Here is a 24,719-nt window from a genome sequence, read left to right on the forward strand (position 1 = left end):
GCTAGGCTCACGGGATGGACCTGCGGGTTGCGGCGTACGCCGTCGTCGTCGACGCGGACGATCGCGTGCTGCTCGCCCACTGGCATCAGGGGCGCCGCGGCGCGTGGACCATGCCCGGCGGTGGCCTCGAGCCCGGTGAGGACCCCGTCGACGCGGCCCGTCGTGAAGTCTGGGAGGAGACCGGCTTCCGCGTGCGGGTGGGCGAGCTCCTCGGCATCCATTCCCGCGTGATCCCCGCGAGCAGACGCGTGTATGCGGAGGACACGGAACCGCTCCACACCCTGCGGATCGTATACCGAGCCGAGGTGACCGGCGGCCGGTTGCGGCACGAGCAGAACGGGTCGACCGACCGCGCCGAGTGGTTTCCGCTCAGCGCCCTTCCGCCGCAACGGGTGAAGCTGGTCGACGTGGCGCTCGGCATGGCCGGCCTCGCCGTCAGCGCGTCGGGCTGACCGGCTGCGAGATGTCGGCGACCGTGGCGTCGTAGGCGGCGATCAGTTCGTCGGCGTCCACGAAGAGGCTGTACCCGTGCGCGCCGGCGCCCATCGCGATGCGGCGCCCGGCGATCGACGCGTCCGCGTACACCGGCCAGTCGGTCGTGCTGCCGATGGGGACGATCGTCCCCCGCTCGTACCCGGTCGCCTGCAGGGCGAGCTCGGGCTCCGGCAGGCGCAGCTTGTTCACGCCGACGAGAGCGCGCAGCTTCGGCCACGAGATCGCCAGGTCTCCGGGGATCAGCGCGAACAGGTAGGTGTCGTCCGACTTCTTCACCACGAGGGTCTTCACGATGTCGGCCGGCTGGAGACCCAGCAACCGCGCGGCCTCGTCGAGACTGGATGCCGGGGGTCGCTCGCGCAGCTCGATGTCGAGACCGCGCGCTGCGGCGGCGGTGCGCACGCGCGCGAGCGGATCAGTCATGGCGTTTCGACTCGCTGCGCTCGCTCAACGACCGGGGGCTGCGCTCGCTCGACGACCGGGGGCTGCGGGAGCTCGACGACCGGGACTGCTCAGGCATCCGGTGCGCGCAGCGGGTCGTCCGCCACCCACAGCTCGTCGTCGGCGCGCAGGGTCTGCCAGGCGGCGTAGACGACGCCCGCGGCCGCCGCGACGCCGAGCAGGATCGCGATGACACCGCCGGCGCCGATGCGCTTCTTGGGTGCCGCGACGCTGAGCTGCTTGGTCGCCTTCTTGCCGTACTTGTCGGCCTTCTTCTGGATGGCCGCCAGGTCGATCGAGCCGAAACCGCGGCCGGCTGCGAGGTCGTGACGCTTCTCGCTCGCGGCATCCCACACCGACAGCGCCGAGCCGATCAGGGCACCGGCGGTCGGGACGACCTTGTCGTTGTAGACCTTCTTGGAGGTCGCGACGCCCTGCTCGACGTACGGGGCGGCGTACTTCTCATACGTGTGCTGCACGGTCGGCACGACCTGCTCGCGGTTGTAGTTGCCGAGCTGGCGTCCCGCCTCGCGGGCGACCTCGCCGGCCTGTCCGATCAGGACCTGCTGCGACTCCCACAGCGTGTTCGCCTGGTGCTGGAGCTTGCGGAGTTCCTTCTTGCGCTTGCGGCTGAGGCTCACGGTGCCCTCCCTGGGTTCCGGCTGGGTTTCATCCCATCTTGCCAGACCTCCCGGGCCTTGCGAGGGGTTGACAGGTGAGAGAATGCTAGGCATGCCGATCCACACCGCCGTCGCGACCATCCACACCAACCACGGCGACATCGTCGTCAACCTCTTCGGAGACCACGCACCCCGCACCGTGCAGAACTTCACCGGTCTCGCCGACGGCTCGCAGGCGTGGACGCACCCGGCGACCGGCAAGCCGGGTGAGGGCCCGCTGTACAAGGACGTCATCTTCCACCGCATCATCCCGAACTTCATGATCCAGGGCGGCGACCCGCTCGGCCAGGGCGTCGGCGGGCCGGGCTACAACTTCAACGACGAGATCCACCCCGAGCTCACCTTCGGCGCGCCCTACCTGCTGGCCATGGCCAACGCGGGTCTGCGTCGCAACGCGATCACGGGTAAGGCCGAGGGCACGAACGGCTCGCAGTTCTTCATCACCACCGACCCGACGCCGTGGCTCAACGGCAAGCACACGATCTTCGGCGAGGTCGCCGACGATGCGTCGCGCGCCGTCGTCGACGCGATCTCGGCCGTCCCGACCGCCGCGGGCGACCGCCCGATCGAGCCCGTCGTCATCAGCTCCATCGACGTCGTCGCGGCCTGATCGCGCGGAACCGGCCGGCGTGACCGACTCCGAGCTCCGGACCAACCCGGACAACTTCTGCTACCGGCATCCGGATCGCCAGAGCTTCGTGCTCTGTCAGCGCTGCCTGCGGACGATCTGCCCCGAGTGCCAGACGCCGCTGCCCGTGGGAGTCATCTGCCCGGAGTGCCTGGCCGACCAGCGCAAGGCGGCGAACGTCACGCGGATGCCGCGGCGCCGCGTGGCCGGACTCGACGGCAAGCCGGTCGTCACGTACGCGCTCCTGATCGTCACGAGCGCCCTCTACCTCATCGGCCTGATCCCCGGCGGGGTCGGCGCGACCGTGCGCAATGCGCTCGCGTTCTACGCCCCCCTGGCCTACACCGAGCCGTGGCGGCTCGTGACCGTGACGCTCGTGCACGCGAGCATCTGGCACATCGCGTTCAACATGCTCGCGCTGTGGGCGCTGGGGCGCAGCCTCGAACCGCTGCTCGGGCGGTGGCGGTTCCTCACGCTGTACGTCCTGAGTGCGGTCGGCGGGTCGGTGCTCACGGCACTGCTCGCGCCGGCGACGGTGGTCGTCGGCGCCTCGGGCGCGGTCTGGGGTCTGCTGGGTGCGATGTTCATCATCGGCCGACACCTCGGCGCGAACGTGACGGCGATCGCGGTGCTGCTGGGGATCAACCTGGTGATCACGTTCCTGCCGGGCTCGAACATCGCCTGGCAGGCGCACATCGGCGGCGGTCTGGTGGGGGCGCTGATCGGCGTGATCTTCGCGCGCACCCGCAAGATCCGTCAGCGCGCGCTGCAGACCTGGCTGTTGATCGCCGTCGCCGTCGGGCTCGTCGCGCTGCTGGCGGTGCCGCTCTTCGTGTACGCCTGACGCCGTCCGCCTCGCGGGAGGCGGGGTCCGCGGGTGCCGCGGGAGAGAGTTATCCACAGCTTCATCCACATATGGGGATGAATCACACCGGTGTAATTCACAGGGGGATGCGCCTGTGGACAGCGCGGACGACGGGTCGTGCGGGGGTCAGCGCCAGCGCGTCGTCATGAGGAACCCGATGAAGGCGATGCCGAAGCCGATCACCAGGTTCCAGCCGGCGATGCCCGGGATCGGCAGCGCCTGGTTGCTCAGGTAGAACACGATCACCCACAGCAGACCGAGGATCATGAGCCCGAGCATGATGGGCTTGAACCACACCGGGTTGGGTGCGGACTCGCCCTCGCCGTACTCCGCGAGCTGCTCGTCTTCCTTGCCTGAACGTGCCATGGCGAAGATTCTACCTGGCAGGTCTCCCTCAGCCATGCTGTGCGAGAATCACACCGTGAACGAGGGTATGGGCGACGACGGGCCCCGGGTCGCCGGCCCGGGTGAGCACACGTCGCGTCGCGCGCGCCGACTCGCCGCACAGGACGGTGCGGGCGGTCCGTCGACCCCCTCGTCCGCGGATGCCGCCACCTCCGCCGCACCGGCCGCGGAGGCTCCCGCGACCCCCGTCGTGACCCCCGCGCGTCCGCGACGGCGCGCGTCCTTCCTGGGCGTGCTCGGCGAGTTGCTGATCACGGCGGGTGTCGTCGCCCTCCTGTACGTCGCCTGGCAGATGTGGATCGGCGACCTGATCATCGGCTCGCAGAAGCACAACGAGGCCAGCGCGCTGTCGCAGAGCTGGCTGCAGCAGCCGAGCGACGACCCGACGGCATCCGGCTCGCCCAGCGCGACACCGAGCGCATCTCCGACCGAGACGGGTGATCCGGTCGTGCCCGTCCTGGCCCAGCAGGACTACGGCCAGCAGTTCGGCGTGATGTTCATCCCTCGTTTCGGTCCGAACTGGCAGTTCACGGTCGCCGCCGGAACGGGTCGTCGCGACATCCTCGACGCGGGCGAGATCGGTCACTACACCGACACCGCCATGCCGGGCGAGGTGGGCAACACCGTCTACGCCGCGCACCGCTGGACCTCCGGCGCCCCGTTCGACCCGATCGACAAGCTCGTCATCGGCGACGCGATCGTGATCCAGACGCCCGACGGCTGGTACACCTACCGCTTCCGCACGCTGGAGTACGTGCAGGACACCCAGGTCGAGGTCCTCCTCCCCGTGCCGCAGCAGGTCGGTCTGGCGGCGAACGGCCGCTACCTCACGCTGACCAGCTGCGCCCCCAAGCTCAACATGCTCGAGCGCATCATCGCCTACGCGGTGTTCGAGAGCTTCACCCCGACCGCCGCGGGTGCCCCCGCCTCACTGACTCAGGGAGTGACCGCCTGATGTATGCCGCTCTGTGGCGCGTCCTGCCCGGCCCGGCCTGGGTGCGGGTGCTCATCCTCCTCGTCCTGCTGGCCGCCGTGCTCTACGGCCTGTTCTGGTACGTGTTCCCCTGGGTCGGTCAGTTCATCAACCCGCAGGAGGCCACTGTCGGTGGCTGATCGCGCGCGCGTGCTGGTCGTGGACAATCACGACAGCTTCGTGCACACGCTCGTGGGCTACCTGCACGAGCTCGGCGCCGACACCGAGATGGTCGAAGCGGATGCCGTCGCCGACCTGGTCCGCACGATCGGAGCGTTCACCGGCGTGCTGGTCTCCCCCGGTCCGGGACGTCCCGAGGACGCGGGGTCGTCGGTCGCCGTCGTCCGCGCCGCCGCTGCCGCCGGCATCCCTCTGCTCGGTGTCTGCCTGGGGCACCAAGCCCTCGCGGTCGCCTTCGGGGCGACCGTGGCGGAGGCGCCCGAACTGCGCCACGGCACCACCTCGCACGTGCGGCATCGCGGGGACGTCCCCTTCACGGGACTGCCGTCACCGTTCACGGCGACCCGGTACCACTCGCTCGCTGTGAGGCGGGACACGCTCCCGGAGGAACTCGACGTCACGGCCGAGACGGCGTCGGGGGTGGTGATGGGACTCGCCCACCGCCACCTGCCGCTGTGGGGGGTGCAGTTCCACCCGGAGGCGGTGCTCACCGAGGGCGGCTACCTGCTGCTCGGAAACTGGCTCGAACGGGTGGGCGTGCCCGGTGCGGCGGCGCGCGGTGCGCGACTGCACCCGCTTCGGGGCTGAGCCCGCGCGCGGCCGGTCAGGTGCCGGAGCAGACCCGCAGTTCCACCGTGGAGTGGATGGGGACGTCTCCCGGCGGCAACGACTGTCCGGCGACGATCGGCGTGCCGGGGTTGGCGGGGCACGACGGATCCTCGACGACGGTCGGCGTGAGCTTCAGGCCGTCCGACTCGAGTTCGCGCGTCGCGGCCTCCACCGTGTAGCCGACCAGGTTCACCAGCGCGACCTTGCCGCTGGCCACCGTGAGGTTGACGCGCGTGCCGACGGGCACCTGCGCTCCCTCGGTCTGGTCGGCCGACATCACGATGCCCTGCGCCAGATCGGGGTCGCTGCGGGTCGTGACCGCGCCCAGCTGCAGGCCCGCCGTCTTCAGAGCGGCCTCGGCTTGCGTGGACGACAGACCCGTGAGCGCGGGCACGGCGCTGGTCTGCTGGCCCGTCGACACGTAGACGGTGATCGACTGACCCGGTGCGACCGTGGTGCCCGCGCCCGGATCGGTGCGGATGACGTTGCCTTCCGTGATCTGGTCGCTGCTCTGGTCGACGCGCCGCGGCTGCAGATCCTGGGCCGTGAGCGTCTCGCTCGCGCGGTCCCACGACATGTCGGTGACGTCCTCGACGATGCGGGAGTTCTGGGGCACGGGCGTGCCCGGGCGACTCGTCATCACCCAGATCAGCACGGAGATCAGGACGACCGCCAGCACGGCGACGCCCGCCCAGATCCAGGCCGCGGGCGGGCCGGCCTGCGTGCGTCTCATCGTCGTGTCCGCGGTCAGCTGCCGGAGCGACCGCGCGGTCTCGGCCGCCTGCCGCGGGTTGGCGCCGTAGAGCTCGCTGGTGAGCGCCCCCACCTGCTTCTTCGTGGGTGCGCGCCCCTCGAGGGTCGCGTCGAGCGCCTGTCGGAAGGAGGCCGCGTCCTGGTAGCGCTGGAACGGATCCTTGGCGAGAGCACGCAGGGCCACGGCGTCCACGGAGCGGGGGATCGCGTCGACGAGCTCCGACGGAGCCAGCGGGGTCTCGCTGACATGCTGGTACGCCACGGCGACCGGCGACTCGCCGCGGAACGGCTGACGGCCGGTGAGGAGCTCGTACAGGACGATGCCGGCCGAGTAGAGGTCGGCCCGGGCATCGACCGGCTCGCCCTTCGCCTGCTCCGGCGAGAGGTAGGCGGCGGTCCCGATGATCGCGGTCGTCTCGGCGACCGTCGAGGAGGAGTCGGACACGGCGCGGGCGATGCCGAAGTCCATCACCTTGACCTGGCCGGCCGCGGTGATCATGACGTTGCCCGGCTTGATGTCGCGGTGCACGACGCCCGCGCGGTGCGAGTACTCCAGGGCCTCCAGGATGCCGTCCACGTAGCGGATGGCATCGGGGACCGCGACACCGCCGTCGGTGACCAGGTCTTTCAGCAGGGTGCCCTCGACGAGCTCCATGACGATGTACGGAACCTGGTGCGCCGTGCCGTCGGGGTCGGTCTCGGTGTCCTCTCCGGCGTCGTAGACGCGGACGATCGCCGGGTGCGACATCCTCGAGGCGGACTGCGCCTCGAGACGGAAACGGGTGCGGAAGGCGTTGTCGTCGGCGAGCTCGCGCTTGAGGACCTTGATCGCGACCTGGCGGCCGAGGGTCAGATCCTGTCCACGGTAGACGCTCGCCATCCCACCGCGGCCGATGAGCTCATCGACGCGGTACCGCTCGGACAGCACACGCTGCTCTCCCGACACTTCTCTCCCCTGGGCTGACTCACCGCCAGCCTAATCGAACCCTGCTGAACGCCTCCTGGGGCGCCCCCGTCCCAGGAGGCTCGCCGCTCAGGGCGCCGGAGTTCCCGTCGACGTGCTCGCCGTGGGGATCTGCGCCTGGCCCTCCTGCGAGGAGCCGCTCTCGCGGTCGCCGCACTGAGCGGTGTATTTCACCAGAATGAGTGATCCCGGCTGCACGTCCTTGTCGGCGGTCACCTGCAAGCTGCGCGGTGCGGTCGGCGACTGGTAGGTCGTGCTGTCGTTGGCGTTGAAGGTGCCGTTGATCACCGTGAAGTTGTACGCCGTGACCGACGATCCGGCCGGGCAGCTGAAGGCCTCCCACGTCACCGTGAACGTCTGCGACCCCTTGGGATCGTTCGTCACGGTCGGCGCCGTGGGCGTGCCGATCGGCGACATCTCGTCGTAGAAGGTCACCGTGATGATGCTGCCGGTGGGGACTTCGCCGCGCGTCGGGTTGGTCTGGTAGATCTTGCCGACCTCGGCGTCGGTCGGAGCGGCGGAGCCGCGTTCGCACGTGATCTGGACGTCGTTCGCGGTGGCGATGGACTGCGCCTCGTCACACGTCTTTCCGATCAGTCCGAGGCTGTCGATCGACACCGTCGTCTTGCTGGGCGTCGGCGTGGGAGTCGTGGGTGTGCGGGAGGCCGTCGTCGACGTGGTCGTCGGCGTCGGCGTCGGCTGCCCGCCCTGGTTGGCGAACAGTGCGAACAGCGTGCCGCCGAGGACGATCAGCAGCAGCGCGATGAGCGCGACGAGCGGCCACGTCCACGGGCTGCGCTTCTTCTTCGGCTCCTCGGCGGGCGCTCCCGCGTCCGCCGCCGAACCCAGCGCGGCGGCGGTCGGCAGGATGCGGGTCGCCTCCTGGGTCGCCATCCCCGGAGTGAGCAGCTTGGTGACGTCGTCGAGCGCCATCGCTCCCGCGATCGCGGGGACGATCGCCACCGCCCCGGCGACGTCGCCGCGACGCAGCGCCGTGGCGGCCCGGGCGACCGCCGACGCGGTGGCCGGCCGGTCTTCGGGCTTCTTGGCGATCATGCTCATGACGAAGTTGCGCACCGGCTCGGCGATGGTGGCCGGCAGCGGAGGCGGAGCGTCGTTGATCTGCGCCATCGCGATGGCGACCTGCGACTCACCGGTGAAGGGGCGCTTGCCCGCCAGGCACTCGTAGGCGACGATGCCCAGCGAGTAGATGTCCGTCGCCGGGGATGCCGGGTGACCCGACGCCTGCTCGGGCGACAGGTACTGGACCGTGCCCATCACCTGTCCGGTCGCCGTCAGAGGCACCTGGTCCGCGATGCGCGCGATGCCGAAGTCGGTGATCTTCACGCGCCCGTCGGGCGTGATCAGGAGGTTGCCGGGCTTGATGTCGCGGTGGACGAGGCCGGCCGCGTGGGCGGCCTGCAGGGCGGCGGCGGTCTGCGCGACGATGTCGAGCGTCTTGTCGGTCGACAGCGACCCTTCGCGCTCCAGGATCGTCGACAGCGCCTCGCCGGGCACGAGCTCCATCACGAGGAAGGCCGAGCCGTTCTCCTCGCCGTAGTCGAAGACGCTGGCGATGCCCTCGTGGTTGACGAGCGCCGCGTGGCGGGCCTCGGCACGGAAACGCTCCAGGAAGCCCGGGTCGCCCATGTACTCGTCTTTGAGGATCTTGATCGCGACGGTGCGTCCGATCACGTGGTCGGTGGCCTCCCAGACCTCGCCCATGCCGCCGATCGCGATCCGCGAGTCCAGCTCGTAGCGTCCACCGAAGCTCACACCCTGTGTCGGTCTCATCTGCTCAGCACCGCCTCCATGACTTTCTTCGCGATTGGAGCCGCGATCCCGTTGCTCGTGCCGGACTGCCCGAGACCTCCGCCGTTCTCCACCATGACGGCGACGACCACCTTCGGATCCTGCGCCGGGGCGAAGCCCGTGAACCAGAGCGTGTACGGATCCGAAGCCCCGTGCTCTGCCGTCCCGGTCTTCCCGGCCACATCGACCCCGTCTATTGTTGCACCGCTGGCAGCGCCGTCACGGACATTCGAGATCATCAGCGAGGTCATCGTCGCCGCATCCGTCGTGCTGAGCGCGCGGCCCAGCTCGGTGTCGGCGAAGCTCTCCTGCACCGTCAGATCCGGGGCCACGACGCGGTCGACCATGCGGGGCTTCATCACGACCCCGTCGTTGGCGATACCGGCCGCGACCATCGCCATCTGCAGCGGCGTCGCCGTGACGTCGCCCTGGCCGAAACCGCTGAGCGCGACCTGCGCATCGCTGAGCTTCGAGGTCGGGTAGACCGATCCCGTGACCGCGAGGGGGATGTCGAGATCGGCGCCGTTGAACCCGAACTTCTCCGCCTCGGCGCGCAGCGCGTCCTGGCCGAGGGCGACGGCGAGCTGGGCCATCGGGATGTTGCAGCTCAGCCGCAGCGCGGTGGCGATGGTGACCTGGTCGCCCGGTCCGCACGTGTTGCCGTCGAAGTTGCGGATGGAGGTCGAGGTGCCGGGCAGTGTGTAGGTCGCCGGGTTCGGGAAGGTCGAGTCCGGCGTGAACTTTCCGGACGACAGGGCAGCCGACACGACGACGAGCTTGAACGTCGAGCCGGGCGGGTTGAGGGTGCCGATCGTGCGGTTCTCCAGCGGGTTGACCGCCGCGCTGAGCAGCTCGTCGTACGTCGTGTTGACCTGCTTGGCGTTGTGCACCGCCATCGCGTTGGTGTCGTAGCTCGGGCTGGTCACCATCGCCAGGATGCGTCCGGTCGTGGGGTCCATCGCCACGACGGCGCCCTGGTAGCTGCCGAGGGCGTCGAAGGCGGCCTTCTGGATGGTCGGGTCGAGGGTCAGCAGCACGTTGGACCCGCGGGCCGGCTGACCCGTGATCACCCGCTCGACGCGGGACAGGAACTGCGAGCTCGCGGTGCCGGACAGCTCCTTGTTCATGGACTGCTCGAGACCCGTCAGGGAGTTCAGCAGCGGGTTCATGTAGCCGGTGACCGGCGCCCACATCTGCGGATCGACGTACTGGCGCTGCCACGCGTACACGTCGTCGCTGGGCACGGAGTCGGCGATCACGGTGTCGCCCGCGATGATCGATCCGCGCTGCACCTCGAAGGCGTCGTACAGGGCGCGCTTGTTGCGCGGGTTCTCGCCGAGGTCGCCGGCCTGCACGACCTGGATCCAGCTGGTCGCGCCGAACAGGGCGATGAACATCGCCAGCATGATGAACGACAACCGTCGCAGTTCGCGGGTCATCCGATCACCACCCGGGGTCGGGAGCGCACGGCATCCGAGATCCGCAACAGCAGCGCGACGATGATCCAGTTGGCCACCAGCGAGGAGCCGCCGGCCGCGAGGAACGGGGTCGTCAGACCCGTCAGCGGGATCAGGCGGGTGACGCCGCCGACCATGATGAACACCTGCAGGGCGATCGTGAACGACAGGCCCGTCGCGAGGAGCTTGCCGAAGTCGTCCTGTCCGGCGATGCCGATGCGGATGCCGCGGCTCGCGAAGACCATGTACAGGCAGAGGATCGCGAAGACGCCGATCAGGCCCAGCTCCTCGCCGAGGCTGGGGAAGATGTAGTCGCTCTGCGACAGCGGCGTCAGGCCGGGGCGTCCGCGACCGAGTCCCGTCCCGAGCAGCCCGCCCTCGGAGAGGCCGAAGATGCCGCTGACCAGCTGGTAGCTGCCGCCGTCGCGATCGATGACGGCGGGGTTGAAGGCGTCGAGCCAGTTCTGGAAGCGCCAGCCGACGTACGTCAGCACCTGCGAGGCGATGATCGCCCCGCCGACGGCGAGGAGCACGCCGAGCACCGCCCAGCTGGTCTTGCCGGTCGCCACGTAGATCATGGCGATGAACATGCCGAACATCAGCAGACCGGTGCCGAGGTCGCGTTGGAAGACGATGATCGCCATCGAGGCGAGCCAGATCAGCAGCAGCGGACCGAGCTCGCGGGCGCGTGGCCAGGTCATCCCGAGGAAGCGGGTGCCGACCGAGCTCAGCGCCTCGCGGGTGCGCACCAGGTAGCCGGCGAAGAAGATCGCGAGCGCGATCTTGGCGAGCTCGCCCGGCTGGAACGAGAAGATGCCGCCGATCGAGATCCAGACGTCGGCGTTGGCGTCGGTGCCGAGGCCCGGGATGAACGGCAGCACGAGGAGGAGGATGCCGGCGAAACCGAACACGTACGTGTAGCGGAACAGCACCCGGTAGTTCTTGAGGAAGACGACGATCGCGACGGCTGCCGCCGTGGCGATCGCGAGCCAGACGAGCTGGCGCGTGGACAGGGCGTCCCAGCCGGTGCTCTGATCCTCGATGTCGATGCGGTAGATCATGGCGAGCCCGAGTCCCGACAGCACGGTCGCGATCGGGACGACGAAGGGATCGGCCTGCGACGCTTTGAAGCGCAGCACGATGTGCAGCCCCAGGACGAGGACCGTCAGTGCGCCGCAGTAGTAGAGGAACGTCCAGTCGATGTGGCCGAGCGCGCCCAGCTGCACGAGTGCGATGGCGGCGCCGTTGATCGCGAACGCGAACAGCAGCAGGCCCAGCTCGCGATTGCGCTGCGTCTGCGGCACGCGGAGTCTCCGCAACGCCTTGACGACCGTCGTATCGGTCTGGACGGTGTCGGTCGACGCGCTCATCGTTCATCCTCCACGGTGGTGCGCAGCGTGTCGACGATCTGCTCCGCGTCGGACAGCGACCGCGCGGAGATGGTCGAGGTGACCGCGAGCCGCTGGTAGAACGGCAGGTCCTTCAGCATGATGCCGGTGTCCTCGTAGACCGAGGAGAGCGAGAGCGGACCGAGATCCTGCTGGATGCCGCGGAAGATGACGACGGTGTCGGTGTCGGCGCCCACGAAGTACCGCGTCTGGGTCCAGCTGTAGGCGCCCAGCGCCGCCGCCGCGAGCGCGAGGAGGATCGTCAGCAGCCCGACCACCCACCACACGCGTCGACGGCGGGCGCGGCGCCGATCCTCCTCGATGAGCTCCTCGAGGAACTCGGCGGCGGGCTCGAAGTGCGTCGGCTCGTTCGCGGCCTGCCGCGCCGAGTGCAGCCAGCTGGTGCGACCGGGTCGGGCGGCCGGAACCTCGACGCCCTGCGGGTTGGATGCCGAGCCGACGATGGTGGCGGTCCCGCTGAACATGGGGTGGCTGCCGCCCACGTCCACGATGACGACCGTGACGTTGTCGGGAGCCCCGCCGTCGAGGGCCTGCTTGAGCAGGAGGTCGGCCGTGCGCCCGGGAGGGTAGTGGTGGCCCAGGACCTTGCTCGTGTGGGCGTCGTCGACGACCCCGGACAGACCGTCGGAGCACAGCAGCCAGCGGTCGCCGGGCTGCGTCGGCATGATGAAGGTGTCGACCTCGGGGTCGGGGTCCATGTCGCCGAGCACGCGCATGAGGACCGACCGGCGGGGGTGGTAGCGCGCTTCCTCGGGGGTGATGCGACCCGAGTCCACCAGGCGCTGCACGAAGGTGTGGTCCGTCGTGATCTGGGTGAGCGCGTCGTCGCGGTACAGGTAGATGCGGGAGTCGCCGATGTGGGCGATGACGGCGTAGTCGTCGACCATGATGAGGCCGCTGACGGTCGTCCCCATGCCGGCGAGCTCGGGTCGGCGCGCGACGGTGTCGATGAGCACGGCCGCCGTGGAGGAGATCGCCTCCTGAAGGGCCTGTTCGGCCTCACCGGTGGACCCGTACGGGTGGTCGAGCTCCTTCAGACGGTGGACGGCGATGCTCGAGGCGACATCCCCGCCGGCGTGGCCGCCCATGCCGTCGGCGACGACGAAGAGGTTCGAGCCGGCGTAGCCCGAGTCCTGATTGTTGGAGCGCACCTTCCCCGTATGGGAGATGGCGACGCTCGATCCCTCGAACACCATGAGCCGCGGGCTACTTCCTCAGCTCGAACGTCGTCGCGCCGACCTTGATCGGTGCGCCCACGCGCACGGGCACCGGGGTGCTCACGCGTGCGCCGTCGTGCCAGGTGCCGTTGGTGGAGTCGAGGTCCTGGATCATCCACTGGTCGCCCCACAGCAGCAGGCGGGCGTGATGGCTGGACGTGTAATCGTCGCGGATGACGAGCCCGGACTCGCTGGAGCGGCCGATCGTGAGGGCCTCGGAGCCGAGGGGGAGTTCGAGGCCGGCCTTCGGTCCGCTCGTGATGACGATGCGCGACACGGCGTCGCGGGTCGCCTTCTGCGGCCCGCTCGGTGTGGGCGCCGCCGCGGGGGTGGCGGGGGCGATGGGCGCCGTGGCGGCCTGCGCGGGAGCGGATGCCGCCGCCGGGGCGAGCCCCGCGGCCGCCGGCTCGGGGAGCTTTCGAACCTTCACGCCGAAGAGGTCGGCGCGCAAGGAGTAGACGACGGCGAACACGAAGAACCACAGCAGGATCAGGAATCCGATCTGCAGCAGCAGGAGGGTCAACTCGCTCACGCGGATCCTCCGAATCCAAAGGCGCGGGTCGCGTCGGCGGCAGAGGTGGTGGGGCGGGGAGGCGTCGCCTGTGCGACGACGCGGAAGACGATGTCGGTGCGTCCGATCGTGATCACCGAGTCGGGCGGCAGCGGAGCCTCCGCGATCTTGGTGCCGTTCAGCTGCGTGCCGTTGGTGGAGCCCATGTCGCGGACCATCGCGCGCTCGCCGTCCCAGAGGATCTCGACGTGGCGGCGGCTGGTGCCGGCATCCGGGATGGTGATGTCGGCGTCGCTGCCGCGCCCGATGACGGTGCGCCCCTTCGCGAGGGGGTGCTGCGCTCCGGCGATCTCCACGACGCCGCGCCACGCGACCTGGCCGGCGGCCGTCTGGGATGCCACGCGCAGCGTCCCCGTCGACAGCGTCGGATCTGCGGTGAGCGAGATGGTCACGGGTCCCGCGAACGTGAAGCCCTGCGCCTTCGCGTGCGCATCGACGAGCGTGTGCAGCTCGGAGTCGAGCGCGCTGCCCAGGGACAGCATGCGCTCAGCATCCGCCGGCGACATGCGCACCTCGAACGTGTTGGGGGCCAGGATGCGGTCGCGGCTGACGACGGCAGCCTTCGCATCGAGCTCGCTGCGCAGGGCGGCCGCGATCTCGACGGGCTGAATGCCGCTACGGAAGGACTTCGCGAACGCGCTGTTCACTGCGCGCTCGAGTCCCTTCTCGAAGCTGTCCAGTAGTCCCACAGGGCTCCTCAGGATCGCCGACCGGTGCGTACATGCTAGTTGCACAGGCTGAGCGCACGCGGAACGTGCGATGTCGGGCGTCGCGTTTCGACTCGCTGCGCTCGCTCAACGCCCGGGGGCCCCGCCCGCGTGCCCCGTGCGCCCCCCGCGCGTTGAGCGAGGCGCGCAGCGCCGAGTCGAAACGCCTCCCGTCTCGTGATATCCTCGGGAAGTTGAGTCCGTGAGATCTTCGGATGTCGCGGCTCGCGCGAGTGGCGGAATAGGCAGACGCGCTGGCTTCAGGTGCCAGTGCCCGAAAGGGCGTGGGGGTTCAACTCCCCCCTCGCGCACCACAGGAAGACGACGGAAATCACCCCGGCTTTGCCGATGGTGATGAACTGGTCTCCTACGGTTCGATGGAAAAGGTCACCCTCCGGGGTGGCCTTTTCTGCTGTTCGGGGGCCTTCTCCGGGCCTCTCCGGCGTTCGCCTCGGCTGTGAGGGTCTTGTCCGGCTTGTAGGGCCGTCTCGTCACGTCGGCGGCGGATACAGCACCAGGCGCACGAGGGCGTGCCGCCCCTGTCGTGCCTTCTGCGAGACTGATTCGGTGATCGGATCGCACGACGAGTACGTGATCTCGTCGGTCGCTGAGTGGGCTATTCGAGATGCTGAGGCGGCGGACGTGACGTCCATATGCGCGTTCGGTGACGCGTATATCAGGCAGCACTACGCGCCCCTGATAGGAGTCGAAGCCGCGGACCTGCAGGTGTTGAACTGGTGGAGCGAGTCGCAGATTCACTTGGCCGTGACCGGTGGGCTGATGGTCGTCGCAGAGGCTGTGGGTGGCATTGTCGGTGTCGCACAGCGGGGGCGCGACGCTTCCGATCACGTGCTGTACAAGCTCTACATCGCTCCTGTCTACCGCGGTCGTGGACTCGGCCCCGCCCTCATCGAGGCTGTCATTCAACGCCTTCCGTCCAACGGTGCTCGGCTGTGCGTCGAGCACTTCGCCGGGAACGAACGTGCCGGAGCTTTCTACGAACGCGAAGGGTTCTTCGTCGAACGGATCGAGCGAAGCGGCGCCGACTCGGCACGTGACGTGGTTTGGCGCGTACGGGATCTTTGATCGCCGCTCCGTCCTCGATCGGCAGCATCGGGGGCTCGGTCCGCGGGCGGGGTCGTCGGCTACATCGTCCAATCGATGCGCAATCGGGTCATCGACGAGGCCCGCTCTCCACGATCGCGCGTCAGCTCCGCGAAGAAGCACATCGCTCTTCTCGACACCGACACCACCGAACGGTCGGGGAGCCCTTTCTCATGCCGGCGGTGACGCCGGCGCGGCGCCGGGCGTCACGCCGTAGAGCGTCCGGATGGCCTGTTCCGCGCCGACCGCGTCGCGCGCGGCGATGCGGTCGCGCAGCCGCTGCCAGTTCTCGCGGCGCGGTGCCGGTCTGGCGACGACGCCCGACCACCCCCGGAGGTTGCGTTGCACCACGATCGAAGTCTCGCGGATGATCGTGAGGAAGACCCCGTTGCCGGTCGCCCGCGTGGCGAGGAGCCCCAAAGCGGATGCCGCGGCGAAGACCGCTGCCGGCTCGCCCGCGTCGATGCCCGCGAGGGCGGCGTCGACGGTGCCGACGATGTCGGCGAGGTCCTCGTCCGAGCACCGGGAGACGGCCAGGTTCACTGCGTTGCCCAGGAAGTACGCGGCGAACTCGCCGGTGTCGCGGCGGAGCGCATCGTCGGGAGCGGTGACCCGGGTGTAGCGGCCGACGGCGATCTCGACGAGCCCGAAGCGCTCCAGTCGCTGCAGCGCCTCACGCACGGGCGTCCGGGACACGCCGAGCTGCCGCGCGAGCTCGACGTCGCGGAGCCGGTGGCCCGGAGGGAACGTGCCGTCGGCGATCGCCGCACCGATGCGGGCGTAGATCTCGTCGCTCAGGATCATCCCGCTGGTGAGTTCGATGGGAGAAAGCTCGGCACTCATGTCTGTGGAATGGTACGACTCGGCGACGGTGGGCGAAAGCGCCGGTGCGGACCCCGAGGGGTCGGGGTCCGCACCGGTCGCGTGTCAGGAGAGGGCTTTGGCCTTGAGGGCGTCGAACTCCGCAGGCGTGATCGTCCCGGCATCCAGCAGGGCCTTCGCCTTCGCGATCTGATCGGCCGGGGTGCTCGGCTCGACCAGCGACCGCACGTAGTCGGACTGGGCCTCCCGAATCTGCGCGGCCTGCGCCTGGTTGCGCTGGCCCATGCTGCGACCGCGCGCGACGAGGTACACGAGCGCCGTCACGATCGGGAAGAACAGCAGGAAGACGATCCACACGGCCTTCCACCCGCCCTTCAGGGTGTTGTCGCGGAACAGGTCGCTGATGATCGCGAAGAGGACGAACAGGTAGGTGAAGATCAGGAAGAGGGTGAGGAACCACCAGATCAGATCTCCGAACGAGCCCCAGAAGCCCTGGTAGGGGTAGGAGATGGGGGTCGCGGTCTCGAGAAGTCGCATGGGAGTCTTTCGATGTGAGGGACGGGATGTTTCCTGACGCGCTGTCAGCGCGCGAGGCCTGTGGGCAGCCGGGGAGCGCCGGCTGAGCGGTACGCGGCGGGGGTGACGCCGAGCCCGTGGACGAAAGCGCGTCGCATGCGCTCGAGATTGCCGAAGCCGCTGACGCGCGCGACATCCTCGACGCTCAAGAGCCGACGGGCCGGATCGGTGAGGGTCGCGCACGCGCGCTCCAGACGCGCCCGTCGCAGCTCGGCGGCCACGGAGGTGCCGGCGGCGGCCAGAATCCGTTGCAGATGACGGACGGAGAGGCCCGCCGCCGTCGCGACGTCGAGGGTGTTCAGCTCCGAGTCGGCGGCATTCGCCGTGATGAAGCTCAACGCGTGAGCGAGCTGCGCGTCCTGACGCCGAGGCCGGGCGCCGTCGTCGAGATCGTCGGCCAGAACTCCCGCGATCAGATGGAGGACGGCCTGCTGCGACGAGACGCCGACCTGGGTGAGCGGGCTGGGAAGCTCCGCGGTCAACGCGCGCAGGAACGTGCACACCGCGGCGAGGAAGGACGTCGCCCGGAGGGCGCGGATGCCGGTCGGCGTGGCGGGCAGCCCCTGGCCGTAGAGGACACCGCGGCGCAGGACGACGACGATGACCTGCGCGGTCTCCTCGACGGTCATCTCGAAGGGGAGGTCGCCCGTGACGGCGACGGCGGAGCCGGGGACGGCCGACACGCGGGTGTCGCCCTGCCGGAACAGCAGTCGACCGCCGATCGGCAGGTACACGGTCGTTCCGATCCGGAGCGCCTGCACGTGGGCCGGGGTGCGCTCGATCCGTGCGGGGGAGAGCGTCGTCCGGATGAGTGCCAGCGAGTCGAAGACGACCAGATCGAGCGCGATCGAGAACGTCTCCGGATCGGCGACGATCCGGGAGTGCCAGTCCATCGCCTCAATGGCCGCGACACCCTGCAGTCGTGCCGACACCGGGCGGCGCGGCGTGAAGAAATGCTCCACGACCTCGGCTCCCCCACGGCCACCCATACGCAAAGTATGAGGCGCCGCCGGAGCTCTCGACAACGCGCGCCACGGGAGGCGGTGAATCGCGCCACGCGGGCCCCGGGGGTGCGGGTCTCCGGGTCAGGCCGCGCTCGCCGACTCGATGATCGAGAGGCCGCGTCCCCGCATCCGCTGACGCTCCTGCGCGAGCGCCTCCAGCAGTCGATCGCGCGTGCCGCGGCTGTGCGCGATCACGAGGCGGCGTGCGCCGTCGGTGTCACGTGCGGCGACGGCGGCGACGATCGCGAGGTGCTCGTCGCCGGCCTGCGCGCGCGACTCGGGAGTGCGCACCTCGAGCCACCGCGTGCGCACGAGCCGGGTGAGCGCGTTGCCCATCGCCTCGACCAGGAAGGGGTTTCGCGACAGGCGGGCGAGCGCCAGATGGAAGTCGCCCCCGTCGCGGAGCACCGCGTCGGCGTCGTCGTGGCCGCGGCCGTCGCGGGCCATCGCCTCCAGGGCCGCGATGTCGGTCGCGTCCGCCCGGTCCACGGCGTGTGCGACGACCGCCACCTCGACGGCCTCGCGGTACTCCATGACGGCGCGGATCTCGGTCAGATCGATCGGCGCGACCTGCCAGGAGCGCCCGTCGCGCCGCGTCAGCCCCTCGTTCTCGAGCCGCATCAGGGCTGCCCGGATCGGCGTGCGCGAGGCACCGAGGAGCGACTCGAGGCCGCGCTCGCTGAGGCGCTCGCCGGGCAGCAGGTCGAGGGAGAGGATCGCGGTGCGCAGGTTCTCGTAGGTCCCGTTCTCGGATGCCGTGGTCATCGGACCCCCTCTTGGTGCGCCAAACTGGTATACCAATACGGTACATCATGTGAGGATGCGATGACGGAGACGATTGCGCCGGTGCCACGCCGGGCGTGGGTGATGCTGGCTCTCGGGGTCGCGGCGCAGGCGGCGGGAACGCTCCTGGTCTCGGCGCCCGCGTACCTGATCCCCCAGCTCCACTCCGTGGGCGGGATGTCGCTGGCCCAGGCGGGCCTGCTGGCGGCCGCACCGACGTTCGGGATGGTGTGCACCCTGGTGCTGTGGGGGCTGCTCGCCGACCGCCGCGGAGAGCGCGGGGTGATCGCGGGCGGACTCGCGCTCACGGGAGTCTTCGCCCTGGCGTGCGTGTTCGCCCAGGGATACGCGACCCTCGGCATCCTCCTGGTCCTCGGCGGCGCCGCGTCGGCGAGCACCAACGCCGCCAGCGGGCGGGTGGTGATCGGGTGGTTCCCGAAGCATCGCCGAGGGCTGGCGATGGGCATCCGGCAGATGTCGCAGCCGCTCGGCGTCGCGGCCGCGGCGCTCGTCGTGCCGCCGCTCGCCGAGAGCCGTGGCCTCACCGCTCCCTTCGCCGTCGCGGGGCTCGTGGCCCTCGCGCTCGCCGCCCTGTGCGCGTGGGGCATCCGCAACCCTCCCCGGCCGGCTCCCGGTCCGGCGCGGGATGCCGCCGCGAATCCGTACCGCCGCGACGGCTTCCTCCTTCGCATCCACCTCGCGTCGGCCCTGCTCGTCGTCCCGCAGTTCGCGCTGAGCACGTTCGGTCTCGTCTGGCTCATATCGGGACTCGGCTGGGAGGCGGTCGCGGCGGGGGCCGTGGTCGCGGGGGCGCAGTTCGTCGGTGCGGTCGGCCGCATCGGCGTCGGGCACCTCAGCGACCGTCTGGGCACCCGGGTGGGGCTGCTGCGCGGCGTGGCCGTCGCGGGCGTCGTCGCGATGGCGTTGCTCGCTCTCGCCGGGTGGGTGCACGCCGACGCGCTCGCCGCTGCACTCTACGTCGTCGCCTCCACGATCGCGGTCGCCGACAACGGGCTCGCGTACACGTCCGTCGCCGAAGCCGCCGGGCCCTCGTGGTCGGGGCGGGCTCTGGGCGTTCAGAACACCGGTCAGTTCCTCGCCGCATCCGCCGTCGCACCGGCCGTGGGGGCGCTGATCGCCCTCGTGGGCTACCCCGCTGCGTTCGCGATCGCCGGCTCCGCGCCGCTCATGGCGTTCGTCGCGATCCCTCGACGTGACGTCGGGTGAGGAAGCGTCGGAGCGCCGGAACCGCACTCTTGATGATACCAATACAAATTGGTATCATGTTCTCGGAAGCGAGAGTCACCGTCAGGGGCCTCGCCACTCGCAGACGGCGCCGCGGGGGCGGCGCAGCACCGGCACGTCCGGTGAGGGGTCGAAGGGCCCGGCCGGGAAGGGGGGAACCATGAGAGCCTCCGCCCTTCCCGGTTCCCTTCCCCGTTCTTTCCTCGGGTCTCTTCTCATCGACGCGACCGCGCGCGCCGGCGACCTACGCCTCGTCCCGCTCCAGGCCGCGGCGCACCGCCCACAGCGCGAGCTGCGTGCGGTCGGCGACGCCGGTCTTGCGCATGGCGGATTGCAACTGCGACCGCACCGTGTGCGCCGAGACCTTCAGATGCGCCGCGATGTCCTCGTTGCTCGTCACCCCGCTCGCGAGGATCGAGACCACACGGCGCTCGGCGGGCGACAGTGACGAGGGGAGCGCGTCGCCCGACACGGGACGCCCGCGGCGCACGAACTCCTTGAGGACGGGGGCCATCATCCGGGGCGAGACCACGGCCTCCCCACGCGCCGCCGCGCGGATCGCGTCGACGAGGTAGTGCGAGTCGTGCGTCTTGAGCAGGTAGCCCGCCGCGCCGGCATCCAGCGCGTCGCGCACGTATCCGTCGACGGCGAAGCTCGTCATCACCACGACGGCCGCCGGGTGCTCGGCATCCGGTGCGGTGAGCTGACGGGTCGCCTCGATGCCGTCGACGCCCGGCATCTGCAGGTCCATCAGGACCACGTCCGGCCGCTCGGTGCGCGCGGCGGTGAGCGCGTCGGCGCCGTTGGCCGCTTCCCCGACGACGAGGATGTCAGGGACGCTGTCGAGCTGCAGCCGCATGCCCAGTCGCACCGCTCGATTGTCGTCGGCGATGAGCACGCGGATGCGGGCGGGGGCCGCCGTCATCGTCGATCCCTCACGAGCGCCTCCTCGTTCAGCGGCACCCGCAGGTGCACACGCCACCCGCCTCCGGCGACGGGGCCCGCCGTGAGGGTGCCGCGCAGCAGGAGCGTCCTCTCGTGCATCGACGCCAACCCCCATCCGAGGCCGACGTCGGAGGCCGGCTTGACCCGTCCGCCGTCCGCGTCGTTCTCGATGACCATGTCGAGGAAGGCGTCGACGCGGATCCGGACCCGCACGGGCGCACCCGCGGCGTGCTTCGCGACGTTCGTCAGCGCCTCCTGGAGCGCGCGGTACGCGGTGCTGGAGACGACGACCGGAAGGTCGTCGAGGGAACCGACGACGTCCACCTCGACCGACATCCCGATTCGGTCCCAGTACTCGGCGAGCTCCCACGCGCGCCGCAGGTCGGCGGTCTTCGACGGCGGCTCGGCGCCGGTCGCCCGCAGATCGGAGAGCGCGCCGGTGACGCTCGCGGCCGCGAACCTGCCTTCGTTCTTCACCGACGCCACCAGCTCCATCGCCCGCTGGGGCTGGGTGTCGACGAGGGTCGCCGCCGCCTCGGCGAGCGTGATGAGGCCGGCGAGGTGCTGGCCGGCGACGTCGTGCAGCTCCTGCGCGATGCGTGCCCGCTCCGCGCGCTGCGCCTCTTCGATACGCCGATCGTGCTCCTGCTTCGCCAGGGCGGCCTCCTCGCTCGCGCGCTCCACGCGTCGCGCCTGCGTCCCCCACCACAGGCCCAGCGCCGCGACGGCGATCGCCGGCATCGTGAATCCCGCCGACTCGCGCAGCACGTACGCCTGCGCCTCGCCGACGCTGCGTCCCCAACTGAGCAGTGCGAGGAAGAGGGCGATCACGACCGCGGCGATCACTCCCGATGTCCACAGCACGGTGGCGAGGGCGCTGAGTCGGGTGGCCAGCAGGAAGAGGGCGGCCGAGATCACGAGGTACATGGCCGACAGCCACGACGGGATCTGCAGCCCGACGGCGATCAGCAGGTAGGTGGCCACCGTGATCAGCACCGCCTGGTGCGGCATCCGCTCGGCCCACACGAGGGCCACCGACTGCACGGCGCATCCGGCGACGATGACCGTCATCACCGCCCACTCCGGAAGCGGCAGCTCCCAGGACATGTAGCCCTCCATCAGGAGCGAGACCGGGTTGGAGAGCACCTGGATGAGCGTCGTGACGAACACCGTGACCGAGAAGAGCACCGCGGTGCGACGGGAGCCGAGGATGTCGTATCGCCGGGGCGTCAGCAGCGCCGACGCCCCGGCGGGATCGTGACTCGTCATGTCACGACAGTACGGGAGCGCTCTGTGCTCAGCAGACGCTGGAGAAGCTGCTGTTGCACGCACTGCTGACGTGACTGACGCCGACGGCACCATGACCGTCACCGTGTTCGCCCTCCAGCGCCTGCAGGGAGAGAAGGAACCCCATCCCTCTCACCTCCCTTCCCTCGTCGGGGATCACGCCGTGCGCGTGATCCGAACGGCCCGAGGAATCCGAGGGCCCCCGGGAGTGTCCCCACACCTTCTCCGGCCGCGGTGTGACTCGTGAGCGCGACGAGGACGCCCGCGGCTCCGGACGCGAGATCGCACGATGCCCGCATCAGACCGTCACCCGCGAAGCGCACCTCGCCCGCGCCGGCTCCGCGCACGGTGTGCAGGTCGAGGGCGGCCACGTGCCGCTCGCGCGCCCGGCGGGCGTCGACCGACCCGAAACCGAGCCGCTCCGCCTCCGCGAGCACGTGGATGAGCCCCGCGCGACCGTGGAGGAGGCCGGCCTGCACGCTGAACGGACCCGTCGCGGCGGCGAGGATGCCGTCGAGGGCGCGATGGTGCCGGTCCGTTCCCGGAGTCACGTCGAGGAACTGCGCGAGGACCAGCCCGATGCCCGCGGACCCGTAGCCGAGATAGGGGATGAGCCGCCAGCCCTCATTCACGTGCAGCCCGCCGTCCGGCGCCGCGGTCAGGGTGGCGAGGTCGACGTCGAGAGCGCGCGCGGCGAGGTCGAGGTGGGCGCGGTCTCCGTAGGTCTCGTACAGCCGGAGACCGAGGAGCGCCGTCCCGGTCGCGCCCGCGAACAGTCCGCCGCGGCTCGTCGCGACGCGGTCTCGACGCGGGGCGGCGTCGAGACGATCGCGCAGCATCCGCCCCATCGCGCTCGCCGCGACGCCCCACCGCGGGTGCTCGTCGGCATCGGCGAGCAAGGTCAGGGCGACGCCCGGGATGCCGGAGTACAGCGTCGCGTCGAGCTCGCGCCAGTCACGGCGGACGATCTCGTCGAGGAGGTGGTCGGCGACGTCCGGCATGCCGACGGCGCGGCATCCCCACACCGCACCGGCCAGGCCGTTCATCAGTCCGATGGGCTCACGCGACAGATCGCCCGAGAGGGCGTCGCGGACCCAGTCGCGCTGCGCCTCGCTGAGCGCAACCCCGGCAGCGGCCAGCGCGGCCCCCACCCCGAGGGCGCCGAAGCCGAGCGCATACGGTGGCTCCTCGAACTGACGGGGATCGCCGGGCCACAGCCGGTCGTCGCGGTCGGGGACGCCGTCACGGGAGAGGGTGTGCGCGATCTCGTCCATCGTCGCCCGCGGCGCATCCGGTCGTGCGCGCCGCCGGCCGCGCCCATGCGTCGCGCGCTCGAGCACGCGGGCCCGGTCGGCCACCCACCGATCGTCGAGGTCGAAGTGCTCGCTCGCCGTGCGCAGCAGCTGGTGCGCCTTGTCGGCGTCCAACGGCAGCAGCGCGGTGAGGGGCAGGAACATGAACAGCTCGACGCACGCGAGCGCGTACTCGTCCCGCGCCCGCGGCGAGGGCGACCCGGGGGCGACGAAACCCGGTGCGCCCACCGGCGCACCGGCGCGTGCCGACACCGGAAGCGACATCTCGAAGTCGAGCAGAGACACGGCCCCGTCGTCGGTGACGAGCACGTTGCGCGGATGCAGGTCGCCGTGGGTCAGCCCGGAGGCGTGGAGTCGGCGCACCTGCCGCCGGAGCTCCGCGCCCACGCCGAGCGCCCACTCGCGATACGACGCGATGTCCGCGGGGGTGCTCGTGCGATCCGTCAGCGGGTTGCGCAACACCACGGCATCCATCAACGACGACCCGGCGACGTGCTCGAGCGCGAGGAAACGATGGCCGTGCGCGCGGAGCACCCCTACGGAACGCGGCGCAGAGACCGAGTCCGGGATGCGCGCGAGCGTGCGCTCCTCGTCGACGAGGCGGTCCACCGCGTCGCGGCCGTCGGGGGTCCACCCGCTGTGGGGCCGGGCCTCCTTCAGGACGACAGGCCGATCGTCGATCATCGCGGCGTAGACGCCGCCCGCGTTGGAGTGGTGCAGGGCGGCCGTGATCCGCGGGAACCCGGGCGGCGGCGTCATGTCGCCGAGGGCGTCGATCTCCTCCTGCAGGAACGCCGGCGGGCGCACCCAGTCGGGACAGCGGAAGGACGGCGCCCGCACGTCGGGCACGAGCTCGCCGGTGCGCAGATCGCGCAGCGCGGGCACCGAGCGGCCCTCGTGGACGACGGTCTGGGTGAGGAACGCGCCGTAGCGGACGAACAGCGGGCCCTGCCGCCAGCGCACGTCGGAGAGGATGTAGGGCCCCGGGCATCCGCCGATGAGCGCATCGAGACCCTCGAGCGCCACGCGGAGGCGGTGATCGTCGGGCGGATAGACGGTGATGAACTTTCCCGCCGCGCCGCGATCCGCGTCCTTGGCGAGGCTGAAGCCGAGGTGCAGGCGGCTGCGCACGTGCTTGAAGGCGAGGAGATGATGGTGGCAGAAGGCCGCGACCGCATCGAGGGTCGCCGCGGCGGTGGCGGGCACGACGCTGACGTGGATCTTCCAGCCCTGGTCGGGAAGGCCCGCCGTGCGCGGCAGCCAGTGGGTCCAGTGGTCGTCGTCGACGCGGGTCCACAGGGTCCAGTCCCGGGAGTCCGGCACCTCGAACCGTGCCGACGAGTCCGTGTCGCGTCGGCCGGGCTTGTCGTAGAACAACGCGTCCGCGCGGGCGAAGGCAGCATGTGCGGCGTCCACGGCGTCTCCTCGGGCGAAGTCCTGTATCGGCGAGCACATTGTGCGCGCCGTACGTGGC

General features: G+C 70.5%; 25 protein-coding genes and 1 tRNA gene. 9 read left to right on the forward strand and 17 right to left on the reverse strand.

Annotated elements, in window-relative coordinates:
- Positions 1-14 precede the first annotated feature (14 nt).
- On the forward strand, positions 15-452 hold the full coding sequence (locus MHO01S_RS12225) for an NUDIX hydrolase (protein WP_060959603.1): 438 nt from the start codon (positions 15-17) through the stop codon (positions 450-452).
- Here MHO01S_RS12225 and MHO01S_RS12230 read toward each other — a convergent pair.
- Positions 436-918 carry an aminoacyl-tRNA deacylase gene (locus MHO01S_RS12230; protein WP_060959604.1) on the reverse strand — a complete coding sequence of 161 codons (483 nt, stop codon included), beginning with the start codon at positions 916-918 and terminating at the stop codon, positions 436-438. The genes MHO01S_RS12225 and MHO01S_RS12230 overlap by 17 nt on opposite strands.
- Before the next feature lie 89 nt (positions 919-1,007).
- Complete coding sequence (locus MHO01S_RS12235; protein WP_060959605.1) at positions 1,008-1,577, reverse strand: hypothetical protein; 570 nt, start codon at positions 1,575-1,577, stop codon at positions 1,008-1,010.
- 91 nt (positions 1,578-1,668) lie between these two features.
- On the opposite strand from MHO01S_RS12235, the gene MHO01S_RS12240 reads away from it, so the two are divergent.
- Both MHO01S_RS12240 and MHO01S_RS12245 read left to right on the forward strand, forming a co-directional pair.
- Entirely contained in the window at positions 1,669-2,226 is a 558-nt protein-coding gene (locus tag MHO01S_RS12240) for a peptidylprolyl isomerase (RefSeq protein WP_060959606.1), read from the forward strand.
- Between the two features lie 19 nt (positions 2,227-2,245).
- Positions 2,246-3,088 (forward strand): rhomboid family intramembrane serine protease, encoded by an 843-nt coding sequence (locus tag MHO01S_RS12245; protein ID WP_060959607.1) that lies wholly within the window; start codon positions 2,246-2,248, stop codon positions 3,086-3,088.
- Between the two features lie 147 nt (positions 3,089-3,235).
- Here MHO01S_RS12245 and MHO01S_RS12250 read toward each other — a convergent pair whose 3' ends face one another.
- A complete protein-coding gene (locus MHO01S_RS12250; protein ID WP_060959608.1) occupies positions 3,236-3,475 on the reverse strand; it encodes a cell division protein CrgA in 240 nt (79 codons plus the stop codon).
- A gap of 55 nt (positions 3,476-3,530) precedes the next feature.
- On the opposite strand from MHO01S_RS12250, the gene MHO01S_RS12255 reads away from it, so the two are divergent.
- Genes MHO01S_RS12255 through MHO01S_RS12260 form a run of 3 tightly spaced genes read left to right on the forward strand, consistent with a single transcriptional unit; the run spans position 3,531 to position 5,255 of the window.
- Positions 3,531-4,469 carry a class E sortase gene (locus MHO01S_RS12255; protein ID WP_371836326.1) on the forward strand — a complete coding sequence of 313 codons (939 nt, stop codon included), beginning with the start codon at positions 3,531-3,533 and terminating at the stop codon, positions 4,467-4,469.
- Positions 4,469-4,627 (forward strand): hypothetical protein, encoded by a 159-nt coding sequence (locus tag MHO01S_RS16905; protein WP_223848761.1) that lies wholly within the window; start codon positions 4,469-4,471, stop codon positions 4,625-4,627. Before MHO01S_RS12255 ends, MHO01S_RS16905 begins: the two co-directional genes overlap by 1 nt.
- On the forward strand, positions 4,620-5,255 hold the full coding sequence (locus MHO01S_RS12260) for an anthranilate synthase component II (protein WP_060959609.1): 636 nt from the start codon (positions 4,620-4,622) through the stop codon (positions 5,253-5,255). Before MHO01S_RS16905 ends, MHO01S_RS12260 begins: the two co-directional genes overlap by 8 nt.
- A 16-nt stretch (positions 5,256-5,271) precedes the next feature.
- On the opposite strand, the gene pknB is transcribed toward MHO01S_RS12260, so the two are convergent.
- From pknB to MHO01S_RS12295, 7 genes are all read right to left on the reverse strand, one after another.
- On the reverse strand, positions 5,272-6,975 hold the full coding sequence (gene pknB, locus MHO01S_RS12265; RefSeq protein ID WP_060959610.1) for a Stk1 family PASTA domain-containing Ser/Thr kinase: 1,704 nt from the start codon (positions 6,973-6,975) through the stop codon (positions 5,272-5,274).
- Between the two features lie 87 nt (positions 6,976-7,062).
- Positions 7,063-8,787 carry a serine/threonine-protein kinase gene (locus tag MHO01S_RS12270; RefSeq protein ID WP_061782374.1) on the reverse strand — a complete coding sequence of 575 codons (1,725 nt, stop codon included), beginning with the start codon at positions 8,785-8,787 and terminating at the stop codon, positions 7,063-7,065.
- Complete coding sequence (locus MHO01S_RS12275) at positions 8,784-10,244, reverse strand: peptidoglycan D,D-transpeptidase FtsI family protein (protein ID WP_060959612.1); 1,461 nt, start codon at positions 10,242-10,244, stop codon at positions 8,784-8,786. Before MHO01S_RS12275 ends, MHO01S_RS12270 begins: the two co-directional genes overlap by 4 nt.
- Positions 10,241-11,632 carry an FtsW/RodA/SpoVE family cell cycle protein gene (locus MHO01S_RS12280; protein WP_060959613.1) on the reverse strand — a complete coding sequence of 464 codons (1,392 nt, stop codon included), beginning with the start codon at positions 11,630-11,632 and terminating at the stop codon, positions 10,241-10,243. Before MHO01S_RS12280 ends, MHO01S_RS12275 begins: the two co-directional genes overlap by 4 nt.
- The gene (locus MHO01S_RS12285) at positions 11,629-12,867 is read right to left on the reverse strand and encodes a PP2C family protein-serine/threonine phosphatase (RefSeq protein ID WP_060959614.1); all 1,239 of its coding nucleotides are present in this window, start codon (positions 12,865-12,867) and stop codon (positions 11,629-11,631) included. Before MHO01S_RS12285 ends, MHO01S_RS12280 begins: the two co-directional genes overlap by 4 nt.
- Positions 12,868-12,877: 10 nt before the next feature.
- Positions 12,878-13,420 (reverse strand): FHA domain-containing protein FhaB/FipA, encoded by a 543-nt coding sequence (locus tag MHO01S_RS12290; RefSeq protein WP_060959615.1) that lies wholly within the window; start codon positions 13,418-13,420, stop codon positions 12,878-12,880.
- The gene (locus MHO01S_RS12295; protein WP_060959616.1) at positions 13,417-14,148 is read right to left on the reverse strand and encodes an FHA domain-containing protein; all 732 of its coding nucleotides are present in this window, start codon (positions 14,146-14,148) and stop codon (positions 13,417-13,419) included. Before MHO01S_RS12295 ends, MHO01S_RS12290 begins: the two co-directional genes overlap by 4 nt.
- A gap of 245 nt (positions 14,149-14,393) precedes the next feature.
- On the opposite strand from MHO01S_RS12295, the gene MHO01S_RS12300 reads away from it, so the two are divergent.
- Together MHO01S_RS12300 and MHO01S_RS12305 are read left to right on the forward strand one after the other, a co-directional pair.
- Positions 14,394-14,480: transfer RNA gene (locus MHO01S_RS12300), tRNA-Leu, on the forward strand.
- A 253-nt stretch (positions 14,481-14,733) separates the two neighbouring features.
- Positions 14,734-15,252: a GNAT family N-acetyltransferase gene (locus MHO01S_RS12305; RefSeq protein WP_231735088.1), complete on the forward strand. Its 519-nt coding sequence runs from the start codon at positions 14,734-14,736 to the stop codon at positions 15,250-15,252.
- Positions 15,253-15,441: 189 nt separating this feature from the next.
- On the opposite strand, the gene MHO01S_RS12310 is transcribed toward MHO01S_RS12305, so the two are convergent.
- The 4 genes from MHO01S_RS12310 to MHO01S_RS12325 all read right to left on the reverse strand — a co-directional run bounded on the left by MHO01S_RS12310 (position 15,442) and on the right by MHO01S_RS12325 (position 18,437).
- Entirely contained in the window at positions 15,442-16,113 is a 672-nt protein-coding gene (locus tag MHO01S_RS12310; RefSeq protein WP_060959617.1) for a GntR family transcriptional regulator, read from the reverse strand.
- A gap of 84 nt (positions 16,114-16,197) precedes the next feature.
- The gene (locus MHO01S_RS12315) at positions 16,198-16,629 is read right to left on the reverse strand and encodes an SHOCT domain-containing protein (RefSeq protein ID WP_060959618.1); all 432 of its coding nucleotides are present in this window, start codon (positions 16,627-16,629) and stop codon (positions 16,198-16,200) included.
- A gap of 44 nt (positions 16,630-16,673) precedes the next feature.
- A complete protein-coding gene (locus MHO01S_RS12320) occupies positions 16,674-17,630 on the reverse strand; it encodes an AraC family transcriptional regulator (RefSeq protein WP_061782375.1) in 957 nt (318 codons plus the stop codon).
- A 123-nt stretch (positions 17,631-17,753) separates the two neighbouring features.
- Positions 17,754-18,437, reverse strand: a complete 684-nt coding sequence (locus tag MHO01S_RS12325; protein WP_060959620.1) for a GntR family transcriptional regulator — start codon at positions 18,435-18,437, stop codon at positions 17,754-17,756.
- Positions 18,438-18,497: 60 nt separating this feature from the next.
- On the opposite strand from MHO01S_RS12325, the gene MHO01S_RS12330 reads away from it, so the two are divergent.
- Entirely contained in the window at positions 18,498-19,682 is a 1,185-nt protein-coding gene (locus MHO01S_RS12330; protein WP_060959621.1) for an MFS transporter, read from the forward strand.
- Positions 19,683-19,944: 262 nt separating this feature from the next.
- Here the strand turns inward: MHO01S_RS12330 and MHO01S_RS12335 are convergent, their stop codons facing one another.
- From MHO01S_RS12335 to lanKC, 3 genes are all read right to left on the reverse strand, one after another.
- Positions 19,945-20,625, reverse strand: coding sequence for a response regulator transcription factor (locus tag MHO01S_RS12335; protein ID WP_060959622.1), 681 nt, complete (start codon positions 20,623-20,625; stop codon positions 19,945-19,947).
- On the reverse strand, positions 20,622-21,914 hold the full coding sequence (locus tag MHO01S_RS12340) for a sensor histidine kinase (protein WP_060959623.1): 1,293 nt from the start codon (positions 21,912-21,914) through the stop codon (positions 20,622-20,624). Before MHO01S_RS12340 ends, MHO01S_RS12335 begins: the two co-directional genes overlap by 4 nt.
- A gap of 98 nt (positions 21,915-22,012) precedes the next feature.
- On the reverse strand, positions 22,013-24,661 hold the full coding sequence (gene lanKC, locus MHO01S_RS12345) for a class III lanthionine synthetase LanKC (RefSeq protein ID WP_060959624.1): 2,649 nt from the start codon (positions 24,659-24,661) through the stop codon (positions 22,013-22,015).
- Positions 24,662-24,719 lie beyond the last annotated feature (58 nt).

Origin of the sequence: Microbacterium hominis NBRC 15708, assembly GCF_001592125.1 — a bacterium.
In the GTDB taxonomy this organism is placed as follows: Bacteria; Actinomycetota; Actinomycetes; order Actinomycetales; family Microbacteriaceae; genus Microbacterium; species Microbacterium hominis.

What these genes read in the sequence shown, in the direction of transcription:
- MHO01S_RS12225 (WP_060959603.1), top strand. Translation starts at nt 15, where the DNA reads ATGGACCTGCGGGTTGCGGCGTACGCCGTCGTCGTCGACGCGGACGAT.
- MHO01S_RS12230 (WP_060959604.1), bottom strand. Translation starts at nt 918, where the DNA reads ATGACTGATCCGCTCGCGCGCGTGCGCACCGCCGCCGCAGCGCGCGGT.
- MHO01S_RS12240 (WP_060959606.1), top strand. Translation starts at nt 1,669, where the DNA reads ATGCCGATCCACACCGCCGTCGCGACCATCCACACCAACCACGGCGAC.
- MHO01S_RS12250 (WP_060959608.1), bottom strand. Translation starts at nt 3,475, where the DNA reads ATGGCACGTTCAGGCAAGGAAGACGAGCAGCTCGCGGAGTACGGCGAG.
- MHO01S_RS16905 (WP_223848761.1), top strand. Translation starts at nt 4,469, where the DNA reads ATGTATGCCGCTCTGTGGCGCGTCCTGCCCGGCCCGGCCTGGGTGCGG.
- MHO01S_RS12270 (WP_061782374.1), bottom strand. Translation starts at nt 8,787, where the DNA reads ATGAGACCGACACAGGGTGTGAGCTTCGGTGGACGCTACGAGCTGGAC.
- MHO01S_RS12275 (WP_060959612.1), bottom strand. Translation starts at nt 10,244, where the DNA reads ATGACCCGCGAACTGCGACGGTTGTCGTTCATCATGCTGGCGATGTTC.
- MHO01S_RS12280 (WP_060959613.1), bottom strand. Translation starts at nt 11,632, where the DNA reads ATGAGCGCGTCGACCGACACCGTCCAGACCGATACGACGGTCGTCAAG.
- MHO01S_RS12285 (WP_060959614.1), bottom strand. Translation starts at nt 12,867, where the DNA reads ATGGTGTTCGAGGGATCGAGCGTCGCCATCTCCCATACGGGGAAGGTG.
- MHO01S_RS12310 (WP_060959617.1), bottom strand. Translation starts at nt 16,113, where the DNA reads ATGAGTGCCGAGCTTTCTCCCATCGAACTCACCAGCGGGATGATCCTG.
- MHO01S_RS12315 (WP_060959618.1), bottom strand. Translation starts at nt 16,629, where the DNA reads ATGCGACTTCTCGAGACCGCGACCCCCATCTCCTACCCCTACCAGGGC.
- MHO01S_RS12325 (WP_060959620.1), bottom strand. Translation starts at nt 18,437, where the DNA reads ATGACCACGGCATCCGAGAACGGGACCTACGAGAACCTGCGCACCGCG.
- MHO01S_RS12330 (WP_060959621.1), top strand. Translation starts at nt 18,498, where the DNA reads ATGACGGAGACGATTGCGCCGGTGCCACGCCGGGCGTGGGTGATGCTG.
- MHO01S_RS12335 (WP_060959622.1), bottom strand. Translation starts at nt 20,625, where the DNA reads ATGACGGCGGCCCCCGCCCGCATCCGCGTGCTCATCGCCGACGACAAT.
- MHO01S_RS12340 (WP_060959623.1), bottom strand. Translation starts at nt 21,914, where the DNA reads ATGACGAGTCACGATCCCGCCGGGGCGTCGGCGCTGCTGACGCCCCGG.